Source organism: Frateuria sp. (assembly GCF_035695185.1).
Classification (GTDB): Bacteria; Pseudomonadota; Gammaproteobacteria; order Xanthomonadales; family Rhodanobacteraceae; genus Frateuria_A.
Genome location: NZ_DASSES010000074.1, coordinates 1 through 14,459, shown reverse-complemented (window position 1 = coordinate 14,459; position 14,459 = coordinate 1). Strand labels below are relative to the sequence as shown.

Here is a 14,459-nt window from a genome sequence, read left to right as displayed (position 1 = left end):
CACGAGCAGGGCTCGACCTCGAGGCGTAAGACGGGCATGTTTATGCAGGTTCATCCGGGGCTCCTGGTGTGCTGGTTGGGTCGCACCTCCAGAATCCCGGGATCGCCCCGGGTGAACAACCTACTGAGAGATCACAGCTAGCGCCCCGGATCCGGTTCCCGGAGGGGCCTCCCCCGAACCGTTCGCGCTGAGCGTAGGCGCGAAGCGCCGAAGTCGAAGCGTCCGCCTCGAGCCGGGGCGCCCGAACCCCGCACCCTCCGCAAGACGCCGTCAGGCGGGCGGACGTTCGGGCAGCGCGAGCCCTCGCAAGCGGAAAGCCTGCCGGCCCGATCAGGCCCGCCCCATCCGCCGGTGCAGCACGACCACCACCAGCACGCCGGCGGCCGTGACGGCAAGCCAGTCCAGCACGGGCCGCCAGTCGCCGCCGAGCCACGAGGCGCACGACACCGCGCCGATCGCGGTCACTCCCACCGCCAGCGCCAGCACCACGTCGCCCAGGCGCCGGCGGCGTTCCCACAACAGCAGGAAAGCGCCCAGTGCGGCCAGCGCGATCGCGCCCGACCGGCGGGCGGTCGTGAATTCCGGCGGATCGGGCACATCGGGCAACAGGTCGCCCAGCGAACGCACGCCCACCTGCACCTGGAAACCCTGATCGTCCGCCTGGCTGGCTCGCACCAGCCGATCGCCGTCCAGCCGGGCGAGGATCGTCACCGGCTGCAGCGGCACCGCCTGCCAGCTCACCCGCACATCGCCCAGATGCGGCGAGCCGGGGTCGACGCTGGTGGTCAGGTAGTCGTGATACAGGCTGAAACTGGCGGCGAGGTTGGCCGGCAGGCGCGACGGGTCCGGCGCCACCGTTTCCGCGCCCGGCAACGCGTGAACCAGCAACGGGCCCAGCGTGAAGCCGCCGACCTGCACCTTTCCGGCCACGAAGCGCGCGCTCCGCAGCGGCATGACCCTGGGGTTGGCATGCCCGCGCGGCTGTTCGAACCGGCGGGTGTCCTGCAACTGGTCGGACCAGTCCAGCTCGTAATGCACGTCGCTGCCCACGTGCACCTCGCGCCACTGGAACATCTCCACGTGCCGGTCGAGCACCGGCGTGGCCACGGTCAGGTTGAACTGCGCATCGTGCGGCGCCTCGATCACCGCGGGCGTACCCGAGACCAGCACCATGCTGCCGTGCTGGCCCGGTTGCGGCCCGCGCGAGTCCGCCTGGACCACGTCGCCACCGTGGCGCACGGCAGCCAGGTGGTGCGCCAGCAGGCTGCGCTCGGTGACCGCGGCCAGGCCCAGGCCCGCGATGAGCAGCACGGCGCCGCCGCCGCGCAGCAGCAGGGCCTGCGTGCCGATCCGCAGGTGCCGGTTCACCCGGTCGCCCCGGCGTCGGCGGTCTCGCCGCGCAGGGTCGCCTGTTCGGCGGTGGTGCCGAAGCGGCCCCGCTCGTCGCGGGTCACCCGGGCCGCCGCGCAGGCATGATCGTGGGTGAAGAACAGCCGCACGCCACGCGCAAGCTTGTCTTCGAGGAAGGCACGCTTCTCGTCGATCAGCGTCTCCGGCGCGCGGTCGTAACCCATGGTGATCGGCAGGTGCACCCACGGGCGACCGGGGATCAGGTCGGCGCAGAACACGACGCCGCCGACTTCGGCCAGCATCAGCCCTGGTGTGTGACCGTCGGAGAAGTGGAAACGCACCGACGTGCCCAGCGTCTTCGAATACGGGCCCTCGACCAGCTCCAGCCGGCCGCTGGCCTCCAGCAGCCCCGCCAGTTCCGGAATGAACGAGGCGCGGTCGCGCGGGTGCGGCGCCTGCGCGCGGCGCCAGTGTCCGGCGCCGACCAGGTAGGTGGCGTTGGGAAACAAGAGCCGCGGTGGCTCGCCCTCGGCCCATGGCGCGAGCAGGCCGCCGGCGTGGTCGAAGTGCAGGTGCGAGAGCACCACCGCATCGATGTCCTCGTGGGACAGGCCGGCCTGGGCCAGCGATTCGAGCAGCACGTGGCGGTCCTCCACCACGCCGTAGCGCTCGCGCAGTTTCGGTTCGAAGAAGGCGCCGATACCGGTTTCGAACAGGACGTTGCGTCCGTCCAGGTCCTTCACGAGCAGGCAGCGGCAGGCGAGCGGGATGCGGTTTTCCGCATCCGGCTCGATCCAGCGCGCCCACATCGCCCGGGGCGCGTTGCCGAACATCGCGCCGCCATCGAGCTTCTGGGTGTTGCCCTCAAGGGACCACAATTGCATGACACGTCCCCTGTTCGAAGGATGCCTGCGCAGGGATTCTACGCAGTCGTGCCGAGGGGCGCACAGGGGCGACGGCGGGGACCGGGCCGGGCACGGCGTGGCGCATGCCGTGCAATCCGACGCAGGACCGCGGCGCTGGCCCCGCCCGGGCTTGCCCGTTCCGCGGCTACTGCACCTTGCCCAGGCCGGAGGGACGGCGGGGATCGCTGGCCGCGTCCAGCCGGTTGCTGCGATGGTCCCAGGTCACCACGTTCATGAAACCCCATGGATCGCGCGGGTGCAGCGTGTAGCCCATGCGCTCGAGCTCGCGCGTGGTGGCCGGGTCGAACACGCCCTGCTCCACGTCCACGCGGTCGGGCAGGAACTGATGATGGAAGCGCTTCTGCGCCACGATGGCGCCGGCGTCCTGGCCGTCGATGAAGGCGAGGATGCCTTCCAGCACCTGGGTGATGATGGTCGAACCGCCGGGCGAGCCGATCACCGCGGTGCGGTCCTGCCCCAGCACCAGGCTGGGCGACATCGAGGAGAGCATGCGCTTGCCGCCCACGGGCGCATTGGCCTTGCTGCCGAGCAGGCCGTAGACGTTGGGCTTGTTGGGCACCAGTGCGAAGTCGTCCATCTCGTCGTTGAGCAGCACGCCGGTGCCGGCGGCGACGAAGGTGGAACCGAGCGTGTAGTTCACCGTCGAGGTGACGGCGATCATGTTGCCGTCCTTGTCGATGATCGAGAAATGCGTGGTGTGGGGACCCGGATCCGAGGCGCCGGTGTGCGGCAGCATCGAGGAAGGCGTGGCCCGGTCCGGCAGGATGCTCTGGCGCAGGCCATCGGCGTAGTACGGCGACAGCAACATGTCCAGCGGCATCTTCACGAAGTCGGGGTCGCCCAGGTAGTCGTTGTGGTCGCGGAAGGCGCGCCGCATCGCCTCGACCACGTAGTGCACGCGGTGGGCGCGGTCGAGCTTTTGCATGTCCACGCCGCGGAGGATGTTGAGGATCTCGGCGATGGCCACGCCACCCGAGGACGGCGGGGGCGCGGTGACGATGCGGTAGCCACGGTAGTCCACGCTGATCGGCGCGCGTTCCTTCACCCGGTAGCCGGCCAGGTCCGTTTCGGTCCAGTTGCCGCCGGCCGCACGCACGGCCGCTACCAGCGTCTTCGCCACGTCGCCCTGGTAGAAGCCGTCGCGGCCCTGCCTGGCGAGGATTTCTAGCGTGTGCGCCTGGTCCGGGTCGCGCCAGAGCCTGCCTTCGACCGGCGGCTTGCCATCGACGAAATACTTGGCGACCGAGGCGGGCCAGCGCCGCAGGTCATCGGCACGCCCGGCAATGGCGTTGCGCAGGCGACTGTCCGGCTGGAAGCCGTCGCGCGCGGTGCGGATCGCCGGCGCCAGCGATGCCGACAACGGCAGCCTGCCGTAGCGTCCCGCCAACCAGGCCAGCCCGGCCGGCTCGCCGGGAATCCCGGCCGAGAGCGGCCCGTTCAGTGCGGCGTCGCGGTTGGGCGAGCCGTCGGCATTGACGTAGTCCTTCGAATCCACCGCCGCCGGCGCGACCTCGCGCGCATCGATGAACACCTCGCGCCCGTCCGAGGCCCGGCGCAGCACGGCCATGAAGCCGCCGCCCAGCCCCGAGCTCTCCGGCTCCACGACCGACAGCGTGGAGGCCACGGCGACCGCCGCGTCGAATGCGTTGCCGCCTTTGGCCAGCACTTCCAGCCCGGCGTTGGTGGCCAGGAAATTCGCGCTGGCGATCGCCGCATGGCCCGGCTTCTGCGCGGGCGCGGCGGCGGCAGAGGCTGGCCTGGCCCGGGCGGGCGGATCCGTTGCGAAGGCGGCGGTACTGGTCAGCAGCAGGCTCAGCAACAGGGCGCGCCAACGCAGGGACAAACTCATGCCGAGGTCTCCTTGGCCATCAACTGGCTGTATTTGAGTTCGAGCTGCTCGCGCGTCTCGGCGCGATCGGCATCGATGATGATGCACTCGACCGGGCAGACGACCATGCACTGGGGCTCGTCGTGGTGGCCCACGCACTCGGTGCACAGGGCCGGATCGATGATGTAGTAGTCCTCGCCCATCGAGATCGCCTTGTTGGGGCAGGCGGGTTCGCAGACGTCGCAGTTGACGCAGGTGTCGAGGATCTTCAGGGACATGGCGTCCATGGTAACGCCGGGGAACGGGGAATGCTCTCCCGCTTGCCCGCTGACGCGCTGGCGTCATCCCGGCCAACGGCCGCGGCGCGGTCTTTTGCGGACCGTGGAAAAAGGAACGCCCGCGATGCCTCGGGCATCGCGGGCGCATCGACACGCGCTGGCGCGTGGCTTACATCGCCACGAAGCGCACCGTCGCGCCGGTCGGCTGCAGCGCGGTGGTCACGCGGTCCTTGTCCGCCTGGTCGCCGATGAACAGCACGATCACGTCCTTGAAGGTGCCCGGCTTGGCGCCCTGGAAGGCGGTCGTCACGAAGTCGGCGGTCTTGGCCGAGCTCGGGCCGGCGAAGGCGAGCAGGTTGCCCGGCTGCACGCCGCGGGCGATGACGTCCTGCACGTTCTGCAGCTGGCGATCGTACTTGGCCTGGGAGTCGTCGTCGTCACCGGCGGGCACCAGGTAGGCATACGGGCGCTCGGCCGTCATGCCCTGCATGTTGTTCTGCACGATCTGGCCGAGGTAGGCGTTCCAGGCCTGGGCGTCGTTCGGGTTGGTCGGCTTCGGGGCGGCCGCCTGCTGGGTGTTCTGCTGGTTGTCTTCCTGCTTGTTGCAGGCCGACAGGGCCAGGCTGCCGGCGAGGGCGAAGGTTGCGGCGATCAGGAACTTACGCATGGGTGTCTCCCTGTGAGTGGACTTGAGTCTTGCGCCAGCGCTGCCGCATGGCCTGTTGGACCGCCGGATGCACGAAACCGGAGATATCGCCGCCGAGGCGGCCGATCTCCCGCACCAGCGAGGAGGAAATGAAGCTGTACTGCTCGGCCGGCGTGAGGAAGAGCGTCTCGGCCTGCGGGATCAGGTGCCGGTTCATGCTGGCGAGCTGGAACTCGTACTCGAAATCCGACACCGCGCGCAGCCCGCGGATGATCACGCCGGCGCCCAGTTCGGCGACCAGGTTGGCCAGCAGGCAGTCGAACCCGCGCACTTCCACGTTGGGCAGATCGGCCAGCGCGAGCCGGGCCAGCGTGATGCGCTCGTTGAGGCTGAAGCCGGGACCCTTGCCCTTGTTGGGGCTCTCGGCCACCGCCACGATCACCCGCTCGAACAGCGGTGCGGCGCGCGCGATCAGATCGGCATGGCCGTTGGTGATCGGATCGAAGGTGCCCGGGTAGACCGCCAGGCGCTTGTTGACCGGAGTGGGGTTCACGGCTGGGCTGCGACGAAAGTTGGCGCTAGCTTAATGGAAGCTCCGCACAGCGGCGATAGAGCGCATAACGCACCTCGCCCGCGCGGCCCTCGCGGTGCTGGCGCCAGTTCGGCGGCAACGCGGGTTCGAGTCCACGGGGTGATTCGACGTACACCCATGCCTCCGGCGCCAGCCAGCCACCCGCCTCGAGCCGCTGTGCCAGCGGTGTCCACAACTGCGCGTCGAACGGTGGATCGAGCAGCACCAGACCGGACGGCGTGGCCAGGCCATCGAGGAAGGCGGTGGCATCGGCGACCGCCACCGCCCCGCCTTCGGCCTTCAGCCGCGCCAGGTTGGCGCGCAGCGCCTGCGCCGCGCGCGCATCGCGCTCGACGAACTGCACCCTGCCCGCGCCGCGCGAAAGCGCCTCGATGCCCAGCGCCCCGGTACCGGCGCACAGGTCCAGCGCCTGCACGCCCTCGATGACCGGGGCCAGCCAGTTGAACAGCGTCTCGCGCACGCGCTCCGGGGTCGGGCGCAGGCCCGGCAGGTCGGGCACTTCCAGCCGCGAATTGCGCAGGCGGCCGCCGATGATGCGGATCCGCCCGGTCACGCCGGGGCTCCGGTGCAGGAACGCACCTCGTGCGCAACCGTCCTCCCCCACCCGGCCAGGATCGGCCACGTGCAGGGACGGCGCAGGCGGCCCTCAGCGGCCAGTCTGGTAGCGGGTGATAGCATCCGCGCATTGTCTTGGAAACGCTGCCGCAATGCTCAAGTTCTGGAAGAAGAAACCCGCCGAAACGACTTCGGAGCAGCCGGCCGAGCAGGGCCAGACGCCGCCGGGCGACGAACACGCCGCGGACGTCGCCGCCCTGGACAACGCCAGCCCGGTGCTGGACGAGGCCCGTGCCGAACTGGCCCCCGCCGAGCCGGCGGTGGTCGACGAGCCGCCTCCCCCCGCGGCCGTACCGGAACCCGCCCCGACCCGGCGCAGCTGGCGCGAGCGCCTGGCCGGCAGCGGTTTCGCCAAGGGCCTGAGCTCGCTGTTCGTCCGCCACCCGAAGCTCGACGACGACCTGCTCGACGAGCTCGAGACCCTGCTGATCACTGCCGACGTCGGCGTGGAAGCCAGCACCACCCTGGTCGAAGGCCTGCGCAAGCGCATGCACAAGCGCGAGTTCGCCGATGCCGACGCGTTGCTCGGTGCACTGCGCGAGGCACTGGTCGCGATGCTGGTGCCGGTGCAGCAGCCGCTGGAAATCGGCGGCCGCAAGCCCTTCGTGGTGCTCACGGTCGGCATCAACGGCGTGGGCAAGACCACGACGATCGGAAAACTCGCCCGCCGCTGGCGCGACGAGGGCCGCCAGGTGCTGCTCGCCGCCGGCGACACGTTCCGCGCCGCCGCGGTGGCGCAGCTGAAGACCTGGGGCGAGCGCAACGGCGTGCCGGTGATCGCCCAGGGCCAGGATGCCGACGCGGCCAGCGTGATCTTCGACGCGCTGCAGGCCGCCCGGTCGCGCAACGCCGACGTGCTGGTCGCCGATACCGCCGGCCGCCTGCACACCCAGGGCGGGCTGATGGACGAGCTGTCCAAGATCGCCCGCGTGCTCAAGAAACTCGACCCGGAGGCGCCGCACGAGGTGCTGATGGTGATCGACGGCACCACCGGCCAGAACGCGATCAGCCAGCTGCGCCAGTTCCAGCAGATCGTCGGCGTCACCGGCCTGGTGGTGACCAAGCTCGACGGCACCGCCAAGGGCGGCGTGATGTTCGCGTTGGCGCGCGAGTTCGGCCTGCCGATCCGCTTCGTCGGGCTGGGCGAAAGCGCCACCGACCTGCGCGAGTTCGACGCGCGCGCCTTCGTCGACGGCCTGCTGCCGGCCACGCTGGCCCGTGCGTAAGGCGCGATGACGCGGCGCCTGCGCTACGCGCTGCTGGGCCTGGCCGGTGTCCTCGTCGCCGGGCTGGTCGCGCTGCTGGTGACGGTCTACCTGCTGCTGCAGCCCGAGCGCTTCACCGCGCTGCTGCAGGAACAGGCGCGCCAGGCCGGCCTCGAACTCAGCCTGGCCAGTCCGGCGAGCCCCACCCTGTTCCCGCGGCCGGCGCTCGAACTGCAGGGGCTCACCCTGACCGCACAGGGCGCCAGCATGCCGATCCTGCTGGCCGCAAACGGCCGCCTGGCGCTGCCCTGGAGCACGCTGTTCGGCGGCCCGACCGTGATCTCGCGACTGGAGATCGACGCCCCGCGGGTGGACCTCGACGCGCTGCAGGCCTGGCTGTCCGGCCTGCCGTCGGGCGGCGGCGGCGCACCCAACATCCCGCGCATAGACACCGGCGTGCGCATTTCGCGCGGCACCATCGTCAGCGGCAACCGGCTGCTGCTGCGCGACTTCTCGCTGGATGCCGGCAACCTGCTCTCGGGCCAGGCGTTCCCGCTGGTGATCGCGGCCCGGGATGCCGGCGGCACGCCGATGCAGCTGCGCCTGACCGCCACGCCACGCATCCAGGGCAACGCGTTGCAGCTGAACGACATCGACCTGGACTTCACCCGCGGCGCCACGCTGGCGATGCGCCTGACCGGCGAGGCCCACTGGCACGGCGCCGCCGATGCCTCGGCCACGCTCGCCGGCTCGATGGACCATGCCGACACCGGTCGCTACGACATCTCGCTGCAGCTGACCCCGGCCAACCAGAGCGAGCCACTCCTGCTCGCGCTCAAGCTCGACGGCCCCGGCAACCACGTGGACCTGCGCCTGCCGCCGCTGGGCGTGGCGCGCTGGTGGTCGCACATCGGCGACGAGGAGGGGCCCCGGCTCGGCGTGCCGCCGGGCAGTGGCCACGTGGAGGCGGCCACGCTCGACGTGGCCGGCGTGCACGTCGAAGGCCTGCAGTTGCAGCTCGCGCCCGCCACCGCGTCGAGCACCAGCGCGCCCGCGGCCCCGGCCAGCAGCAGCGCCCGATGAACTCCACCCTCGCCACCGACCTGCTGCCCTGGTTCGACCGCCACGGGCGCCACGACCTCCCCTGGCAAGCCACCACGCCGGACGGGCAGCGCGCGTCCTATCGCGTGTGGCTGTCCGAAGTGATGCTGCAGCAGACCCAGGTCGCCACCGTCATCCCCTACTTCCTGCGCTTCACCGAGGCACTGCCCACCCTGCCCGACCTGGCCGCCGCCGACGAGGACCGGGTGCTGGCACTCTGGTCGGGCCTGGGCTACTACCGCCGCGCGCGCTTCCTGCACCGCGCCGCGCAGCTGTGCGTGGAACGCCACGGCGGCGAGCTGCCGCGCGACTTCGAGGCGCTCGCCGCGCTGCCCGGCATCGGCCGCTCCACCGCCGGCGCGATCCTTGCCCAGGCGCACGGCCTGCGCTTCGCCATCCTCGACGGCAACGTCAAGCGCGTCCTGACCCGCTATCACGGCATCGAAGGCCACCCTGGCCAGGGCGCGGTCGAGAAGCAGCTGTGGGAACGGGCCGAGGCACACACGCCGCACCAGCGCGTGGCCGATTACACGCAGGCGATCATGGACCTGGGTGCCACCGTCTGCGTGCGCACGCGCCCGCTCTGCCTGGCCTGCCCGCTCACCGGGACCTGCGTCGCCCGCCGCGAGGGCCGCACCGCGCAACTGCCCACGCCGAAACCGGGCAAGACCCTGCCGTCGCGCAGCACGACCATGCTGGTACTGCGCGATACCCGGGACCGCGTGCTGCTCGAGCGGCGCGGCCCGGACGGCGTGTGGTCCGGCCTGTGGAGCCTGCCGGAGGCGGCCGACCACGAAGCGGCCTGGCGCCAGGCGCAGGCACACGCGCACCTGGACGACGCACGGCCGCTCCCGCCCTTCGTCCACGTCTTCAGCCACTACCGCCTTGCCGTCGAACCGTTGCTCTTCGACGGCGCGACAGCCCACCCCGCCATCGCCGATAATGCGCGCCTGCGCTGGTACGCCCGCGACGAATGGCCGACGCTCGGCCTGCCCGCCCCGGTGCGCACCTTGCTCGAAACGTTGCATCCACCGCTCGCGTCACACACCAGCCATTCGCGCTGAGCGTAGCCCGCGACAGGCGGGCGAAGTCGAAGCGCCGCGGCATCTTCGACTCGGCCAGCGGCCTACGCTCAGGACGAACGGCAACGAGGAAGATCCGTATGCCCCGCACCGTCCATTGCGCCAAGCTCGGCGTCGACGCCGAAGGCCTCGACTTCGCCCCCTGGCCCGGCCCGCTCGGCCAGCGCGTCTACGAACAGGTATCGAAGCAGGCCTGGCAGCAATGGCTGGCCCACCAGACCATGTTGATCAACGAGTACCGCCTGAACCCGCTGGAGGCGAAGACCCGCCAGTTCCTCGCGGCCGAGATGGAGAAATATTTCTTCGGCGGTGGCGACGTCGCCCAGCCCGCCGGCTATGTCGCCCCCGGCGAGCCTTGACGCAAACGCCTGCACCCTGTTTAATGCGCGGCTCCGCAGCACGCACCACGCGTCCTGCCCTCTTCCCGGCCGGGTAGCTCAGTTGGTAGAGCAGGGGATTGAAAATCCCCGTGTCGGCGGTTCGATTCCGTCCCCGGCCACCAGTAATATCAAGGGCTTGCAGAGATGCAGGCCCTTTTCTTTTGTCCGCAAGGCAACGTCCGTTGCCGTTCGGTTGCCGTTTGTCCGAAAGTAGGTTGCTGCTCACGCGGCGATGCGCTCGGCTATCCAGGCGTCGACCTCGCGATCTACCCACGCAACGCTGTTGGCTGCGAGCTTCCGTTGGCGCGGGAACTTCCCGTCGCCCATCAGTGCATAGATCGTCGCGCGCTTGAGGCCGACGCGCTTGCAGACCTCAGGCAGACGGATGAGGCGCACGGGTGCGCCGCTGTTCTGTTCGATCATGGTTCCTCGGGATGAAAAGGTGCCGCGCACGGGCAATCTCCAGCGATGCCGAAGCAAGGCCGGGCGATGCCCGTGGCGGGCAATAGGTTGAAGGGAAAGGTGGGGTACCGGGGGGTCGCGCGGGTCGACCGATGGTTAGATACCGTCTCGGAAATTTCCGCCAGAACATCGGCGCCTGTCCTATTGGGACACGCTCGGCTGTCCCGCTAGGCATCCAATTTGGGACACAAGAGCCTCAGTAGTCGCCATGCGGCTCGCCCGCATCCTCGGCGACTAGGTACTGCTCCAGGCAATCGGCGGTCTCGTCCTTGCGTTCCGCTACCAGGATCGCGGTTGCCATCCGAGAGACTTTCGGGCCTGCCTTGTCGAGCATGGCCGCCAACTTTTCGGCCAGCTTCTCCGCCTTGAGTCTTAGGCGATCGTCTAGCGGGACATCGTCGAGCACATCCCTCCAGGCGTTCCCTCGGCACTGACGCCACCGGGGCCAGCTTGTGCCGGGGTCTAGCGCATCCTCGCCGAAGTCCCCTAGCTTCACCTTGGGGAGCATCTCGATCATGCGGCAGACCGTCGACTTGCTGACGCCGAAGGTGCCAGCGATCCCTCGGCGAGACTGGCCGGACGGTAGCGGCCGTCTCCCGCGCTCCGTGACGTGGGCCAGGTATTGCCAGGCCGCCTCCTTGGCCTGCTCGGGATGCAGAGGGAGCTTCACTCCTCCGCAGTTGACGAGCTTGGAGACCATGACCGCCTCGCCCATGCTCAGGCGCAACACGCGGGTTGGGGCCACGGTACGGTGGGCCAGGCGATAGGCTTCCCTCCTGTGATGCCCGTCGACTAGCAGCCGCCGCCCGTCCACGTCGGCCAACAACAGCGGCTCGACTTCCTTGCCAGGAAACGCCGCAAGGTCGGCGCGAAGCCGTGCGATATGAAGCTGGGATGCCTCGTCTAACCGGTAGCGATCCCTTGCCGCCACAACGTCCCGCGTGCGTGGCTGTAGCGCCTCGTCGGTCTCGATTCCCTCAAGGGGAACCATAGTGACCGGAAGGGCCTGCCAGTCCGCTAGGGTGCGCTGTATGTCCGTCATCGCGCCTCGCTGTTGCTTGCCGCCTGGCAGGCGCTACGGGGGTGCTCAATCGGAGTCACCCGCCGCCCGCCCTGCCTGTTTCTCCAGCAGCTCGGCCGCGTCGACCGTCGCCCGGCCACCCTCGACCCCGACCCGGTGTCCCCTGCGCAGATTCAAGCGGTTGCCGTCGCGGTAATGGACCTGCCGCCCCTTCCCTGCTCCGGTGATCAGGCGGGCCACGGCTCGCACGTTGTCGTGCGGTATGGCGACCTTGACGTGTCCAAAGGTGCGCTGCCCGTTGAGGTTGAAAAACCAGTTGAGCGGGATGCCGTTGGCCACCAGACGGGCCAGGTCTCCCGCGAATAGGACCGCATACATGCCGGCCTTGGCGAGCGGGACGCGCGCGCAGCAGTAGCCGTCCGCGTCGACGAAAAGCTTGGGGGTACGTTCGAGATGCATTGATTTCCTTTGGGGTAGGCGAGCGCGCACGGCAAAGCCGCCGTGGCCGTGAGGCCCAGCACTCGCAAGGTGGACTGGTTGATTAGTGGATTGCCCTGAGGGTTGCTGAGGGAGGAGCCAGGGCGGGCCTCCTCCTAAGATGACGACTAAATTCGACCGTAGTGTCCCAGCGGGCGCGCGACGGGTCGCTGCTTCCTTTCAGCTAAGTTGACTACTAAACCCAGCTAGACGGTTCTCGGACACGTCGGGGGATGCCGAGCGTTCCTTCCGGCTAAGTTGACGACTAAATTCATCCACACGGAGCCAGGAGCGTGTGGGAAGGCCCACGCGTTCCTTAGGGCTAAGTTGACCATTAAATTCATCAGGCTCAGGAGCTGCGATGGCGGCCGACGACAGCGCGGAAGATGAAGACGAGTACGGGGACCGGTCCGACCCTCCCTTCAAGCGCCTTTGTGCCCGGTACGGACTTGCCATGTACTTCGTGCAGGTACTGGAGCACGGGATAGTCAATGCCCTTGTTTGGCTAGACCTCCACAAGAAGACTGGGGGTCGCTGGACGCCCGAACAGTACGACTCCTACTACGATGCCCGATTCAGCGAGACGCTGGGCGAGTTGACCAAGCGCCTGGCTAAGCACGGCCCCATCCCGGAGGAACTGAGCGTTCGGCTAGCCGAGGCTAATCGCCGTCGCCGCTTGCTCGCTCACCACTTCTTCCGGGAAGCCGCCGACGACGTCGAGCTTGGGCGAGTCGACCGGCTGATAGATGGCCTGGAGTCTGACAGGCAGTTCTTCCAGGACACCGATCGGATGCTTGATGCCTTTGTTGAGCCTGTGCTCGCTCAGCACGGGTTCACCCGCCAGGTGCGCGAACAGGCTCTCCACGATTACCAGCAGTCAATCAGAAGCGCCTTTAAAGTGCTGTAAGGCGGCCGGTCCAAAACAACAGATATGTGCAGGAAGACGGATACACGTTCTGAGCGAGGACAGGTGATGAGACAGGGACTTTGGTTTATCTCGGGGGGCGCGGCTGGCTGCCTACTGATGCTCGTCTTGAAGCTCCCATTGCTGCATCCGTTCGACGACAACACCGCCACAGTGGTGGCCGCGCTCAGTTCGACCGTCCTAGCGGTTGCTGGAGCCTACGGACTTTGGCGGCATCAGACGGAGGCCCGGCGGAAGAACTTAGAGAGCATCATTGCCCCGATCTTCGCTCCGCTGTACACGATGCTTAGGGAAGTTCGCGTCGTCTGTGAGCAAGCCTCAGCCGAGGTCGTGCTAGCTAAGATTCGGAGCGCAACGCCTGCAACGGCAGGCGATTTTCCGCTTACCCCGGCCGAGGTCCACGAATACCGAACCAGAGCCTTTGCGGAGGCCGTCGAGGGGGCGACCATAGAGGCCCGATCGATCTTGGCTCACTGGGACAGCCTTCAAGAGATGGTACTGGGCGTTTCGCCGCAGACCCTCCCTACGATCCTCGACTTGCACCGCCTTGCAAGCGGGACTGTCGCGAGATTGCCAAAGCTTGCTGAACGGTCGCAGCCGAAGTTTTCAGAACAGGTCGGCCCACAGGTTCAGCCTGACGACCTGCAACTTCTAGACTGGACGATCGGGCACTTGGCCAAGCTGTTAAACGGCCTCGACAAAGGCGACCGACCCGTAACCCAGGCCTTCAAAGACCTTGAGCCAGGACGGGCAGTTGCCCTTCGCGCATTAAGCAGCTAGCTCACGGCTGAGGGTCGCTTGCGCTTCATTGGAAGGACCTTGGCCTGCTCCCGGTTGAGTAATCGCCACAGCGTCAGTAGGGCCTCTCGCTTCTCTTGAAGGTACTCGTGCCGGTCATAGTGCCGGGCTTGCACTCCGCCCAAACCATGGGATTGCAGCTGAGCGCGAACCTCCCGCGATGTCCCCTCGGCTGCGAGGCGAGTCTCCACGGTGCGCCGAAGATCGCCTAGGGTGAAGTAGCCGCCCGGCAGCTCCCCGGCCTCTTCCATAGCCTTCGAGACGGCAGCGCATCGCTTGTTCATCGTCGGATAGGTGACGCCCCGCTCGCCGGCGGTAACCGTAAAGATGAAAGGTCCCAGCCGCTCCGCCGCCATCGCCTGCATGGCTTCCTCTGCGGCAGGAATTAAAGGGACGAGGTGCGCCCGCGCGTCCTTCCGGCGCCCTTTAGGGTCGCGGATAGTGATTGTCTTCTGGTCGTGGTCATAATCCGACAGAGTGACACGCGCGAGCTGGTCCAGGCGTTGCCCGCCGGTCAGTAGGTGGAACCTCAGGGCTGCGCCCTCGTGGTCCGGCAGGGTCTTGATGCGTCGCCAGTAGGCGCGCAGCTCGGCCAAGCTCAGCGCCCGGTCGCGGGTGGCAGAGGCGCCCTCGATAGTCGCCAGGTCCCGCGCCGGGTTGGTGGTGATCTTCAACGCGCGCAGTTCGGGACTGGCTTTCGCGGACTGCCTGGCCTTGATGCCCGCGTTGTAGGCAGCTTGCAGATAAGAGCGGACCTTGGCTGCTTCCCGCAG

General features: G+C 68.5%; 17 protein-coding genes and 1 tRNA gene. 7 read left to right on the top strand and 11 right to left on the bottom strand.

Annotated elements, in window-relative coordinates:
* Positions 1-330 precede the first annotated feature (330 nt).
* The 7 genes from VFH59_RS05210 to rsmD form a co-directional block, all read right to left on the bottom strand.
* A complete protein-coding gene (locus tag VFH59_RS05210; protein WP_325163825.1) occupies positions 331-1,368 on the bottom strand; it encodes a TMEM43 family protein in 1,038 nt (345 codons plus the stop codon).
* The gene (locus tag VFH59_RS05205) at positions 1,365-2,234 is read right to left on the bottom strand and encodes an MBL fold metallo-hydrolase (RefSeq protein WP_325163824.1); all 870 of its coding nucleotides are present in this window, start codon (positions 2,232-2,234) and stop codon (positions 1,365-1,367) included. Before VFH59_RS05205 ends, VFH59_RS05210 begins: the two co-directional genes overlap by 4 nt.
* 166 nt (positions 2,235-2,400) lie before the next feature.
* Positions 2,401-4,125: a gamma-glutamyltransferase gene (ggt, locus tag VFH59_RS05200; protein ID WP_325163823.1), complete on the bottom strand. Its 1,725-nt coding sequence runs from the start codon at positions 4,123-4,125 to the stop codon at positions 2,401-2,403.
* Complete coding sequence (locus VFH59_RS05195) at positions 4,122-4,382, bottom strand: YfhL family 4Fe-4S dicluster ferredoxin (protein WP_325163826.1); 261 nt, start codon at positions 4,380-4,382, stop codon at positions 4,122-4,124. Before VFH59_RS05195 ends, ggt begins: the two co-directional genes overlap by 4 nt.
* Before the next feature lie 169 nt (positions 4,383-4,551).
* A complete protein-coding gene (locus VFH59_RS05190; protein WP_325163822.1) occupies positions 4,552-5,049 on the bottom strand; it encodes a hypothetical protein in 498 nt (165 codons plus the stop codon).
* Positions 5,042-5,581: a pantetheine-phosphate adenylyltransferase gene (gene coaD / locus VFH59_RS05185; RefSeq protein WP_325163821.1), complete on the bottom strand. Its 540-nt coding sequence runs from the start codon at positions 5,579-5,581 to the stop codon at positions 5,042-5,044. Before coaD ends, VFH59_RS05190 begins: the two co-directional genes overlap by 8 nt.
* 25 nt (positions 5,582-5,606) lie before the next feature.
* Positions 5,607-6,173, bottom strand: coding sequence for a 16S rRNA (guanine(966)-N(2))-methyltransferase RsmD (rsmD, locus tag VFH59_RS05180; RefSeq protein WP_325163820.1), 567 nt, complete (start codon positions 6,171-6,173; stop codon positions 5,607-5,609).
* 154 nt (positions 6,174-6,327) lie between these two features.
* Here rsmD and ftsY point away from each other — a divergent pair, with 154 nt between their 5' ends.
* From ftsY to VFH59_RS05155, 5 genes are all read left to right on the top strand, one after another.
* Positions 6,328-7,461: a signal recognition particle-docking protein FtsY gene (gene ftsY, locus VFH59_RS05175; protein ID WP_325163819.1), complete on the top strand. Its 1,134-nt coding sequence runs from the start codon at positions 6,328-6,330 to the stop codon at positions 7,459-7,461.
* Between the two features lie 6 nt (positions 7,462-7,467).
* Positions 7,468-8,523, top strand: coding sequence for an AsmA family protein (locus VFH59_RS05170; protein WP_325163818.1), 1,056 nt, complete (start codon positions 7,468-7,470; stop codon positions 8,521-8,523).
* Positions 8,520-9,605: an A/G-specific adenine glycosylase gene (mutY, locus tag VFH59_RS05165; RefSeq protein WP_325163817.1), complete on the top strand. Its 1,086-nt coding sequence runs from the start codon at positions 8,520-8,522 to the stop codon at positions 9,603-9,605. Before VFH59_RS05170 ends, mutY begins: the two co-directional genes overlap by 4 nt.
* A 98-nt stretch (positions 9,606-9,703) precedes the next feature.
* Positions 9,704-9,982: an oxidative damage protection protein gene (locus tag VFH59_RS05160; RefSeq protein ID WP_325163816.1), complete on the top strand. Its 279-nt coding sequence runs from the start codon at positions 9,704-9,706 to the stop codon at positions 9,980-9,982.
* A gap of 67 nt (positions 9,983-10,049) precedes the next feature.
* Positions 10,050-10,125, top strand: a tRNA-Phe gene (locus tag VFH59_RS05155).
* 100 nt (positions 10,126-10,225) lie between these two features.
* On the opposite strand, the gene VFH59_RS05150 is transcribed toward VFH59_RS05155, so the two are convergent.
* The 3 genes from VFH59_RS05150 to VFH59_RS05140 form a co-directional block, all read right to left on the bottom strand.
* Complete coding sequence (locus VFH59_RS05150) at positions 10,226-10,426, bottom strand: AlpA family transcriptional regulator (protein ID WP_325163815.1); 201 nt, start codon at positions 10,424-10,426, stop codon at positions 10,226-10,228.
* Positions 10,427-10,661: 235 nt separating this feature from the next.
* Positions 10,662-11,507, bottom strand: a complete 846-nt coding sequence (locus VFH59_RS05145; protein WP_325163814.1) for a DNA-binding protein — start codon at positions 11,505-11,507, stop codon at positions 10,662-10,664.
* Positions 11,508-11,552: 45 nt separating this feature from the next.
* Positions 11,553-11,945, bottom strand: coding sequence for a hypothetical protein (locus VFH59_RS05140; protein ID WP_325163813.1), 393 nt, complete (start codon positions 11,943-11,945; stop codon positions 11,553-11,555).
* 379 nt (positions 11,946-12,324) lie between these two features.
* On the opposite strand from VFH59_RS05140, the gene VFH59_RS05135 reads away from it, so the two are divergent.
* Together VFH59_RS05135 and VFH59_RS05130 are read left to right on the top strand one after the other, a co-directional pair.
* Positions 12,325-12,870 carry a hypothetical protein gene (locus tag VFH59_RS05135; RefSeq protein ID WP_325163812.1) on the top strand — a complete coding sequence of 182 codons (546 nt, stop codon included), beginning with the start codon at positions 12,325-12,327 and terminating at the stop codon, positions 12,868-12,870.
* Between the two features lie 117 nt (positions 12,871-12,987).
* A complete protein-coding gene (locus VFH59_RS05130; protein WP_325163811.1) occupies positions 12,988-13,668 on the top strand; it encodes a hypothetical protein in 681 nt (226 codons plus the stop codon).
* On the opposite strand, the gene VFH59_RS05125 is transcribed toward VFH59_RS05130, so the two are convergent.
* The coding region (locus tag VFH59_RS05125; protein ID WP_325163810.1) for a tyrosine-type recombinase/integrase at positions 13,665-14,459 on the bottom strand (795 nt) is incomplete at its 5' end. The genes VFH59_RS05130 and VFH59_RS05125 overlap by 4 nt on opposite strands.

Coding starts and splice junctions, on each gene's coding strand:
- VFH59_RS05205 (WP_325163824.1), bottom strand. CDS start 2,234: ATGCAATTGTGGTCCCTTGAGGGCAACACCCAGAAGCTCGATGGCGGC.
- ggt (WP_325163823.1), bottom strand. CDS start 4,125: ATGAGTTTGTCCCTGCGTTGGCGCGCCCTGTTGCTGAGCCTGCTGCTG.
- VFH59_RS05195 (WP_325163826.1), bottom strand. CDS start 4,382: ATGTCCCTGAAGATCCTCGACACCTGCGTCAACTGCGACGTCTGCGAA.
- VFH59_RS05190 (WP_325163822.1), bottom strand. CDS start 5,049: ATGCGTAAGTTCCTGATCGCCGCAACCTTCGCCCTCGCCGGCAGCCTG.
- ftsY (WP_325163819.1), top strand. CDS start 6,328: ATGCTCAAGTTCTGGAAGAAGAAACCCGCCGAAACGACTTCGGAGCAG.
- VFH59_RS05170 (WP_325163818.1), top strand. CDS start 7,468: ATGACGCGGCGCCTGCGCTACGCGCTGCTGGGCCTGGCCGGTGTCCTC.
- mutY (WP_325163817.1), top strand. CDS start 8,520: ATGAACTCCACCCTCGCCACCGACCTGCTGCCCTGGTTCGACCGCCAC.
- VFH59_RS05160 (WP_325163816.1), top strand. CDS start 9,704: ATGCCCCGCACCGTCCATTGCGCCAAGCTCGGCGTCGACGCCGAAGGC.
- VFH59_RS05150 (WP_325163815.1), bottom strand. CDS start 10,426: ATGATCGAACAGAACAGCGGCGCACCCGTGCGCCTCATCCGTCTGCCT.
- VFH59_RS05145 (WP_325163814.1), bottom strand. CDS start 11,507: ATGACGGACATACAGCGCACCCTAGCGGACTGGCAGGCCCTTCCGGTC.
- VFH59_RS05140 (WP_325163813.1), bottom strand. CDS start 11,945: ATGCATCTCGAACGTACCCCCAAGCTTTTCGTCGACGCGGACGGCTAC.
- VFH59_RS05135 (WP_325163812.1), top strand. CDS start 12,325: ATGGCGGCCGACGACAGCGCGGAAGATGAAGACGAGTACGGGGACCGG.
- VFH59_RS05130 (WP_325163811.1), top strand. CDS start 12,988: ATGCTCGTCTTGAAGCTCCCATTGCTGCATCCGTTCGACGACAACACC.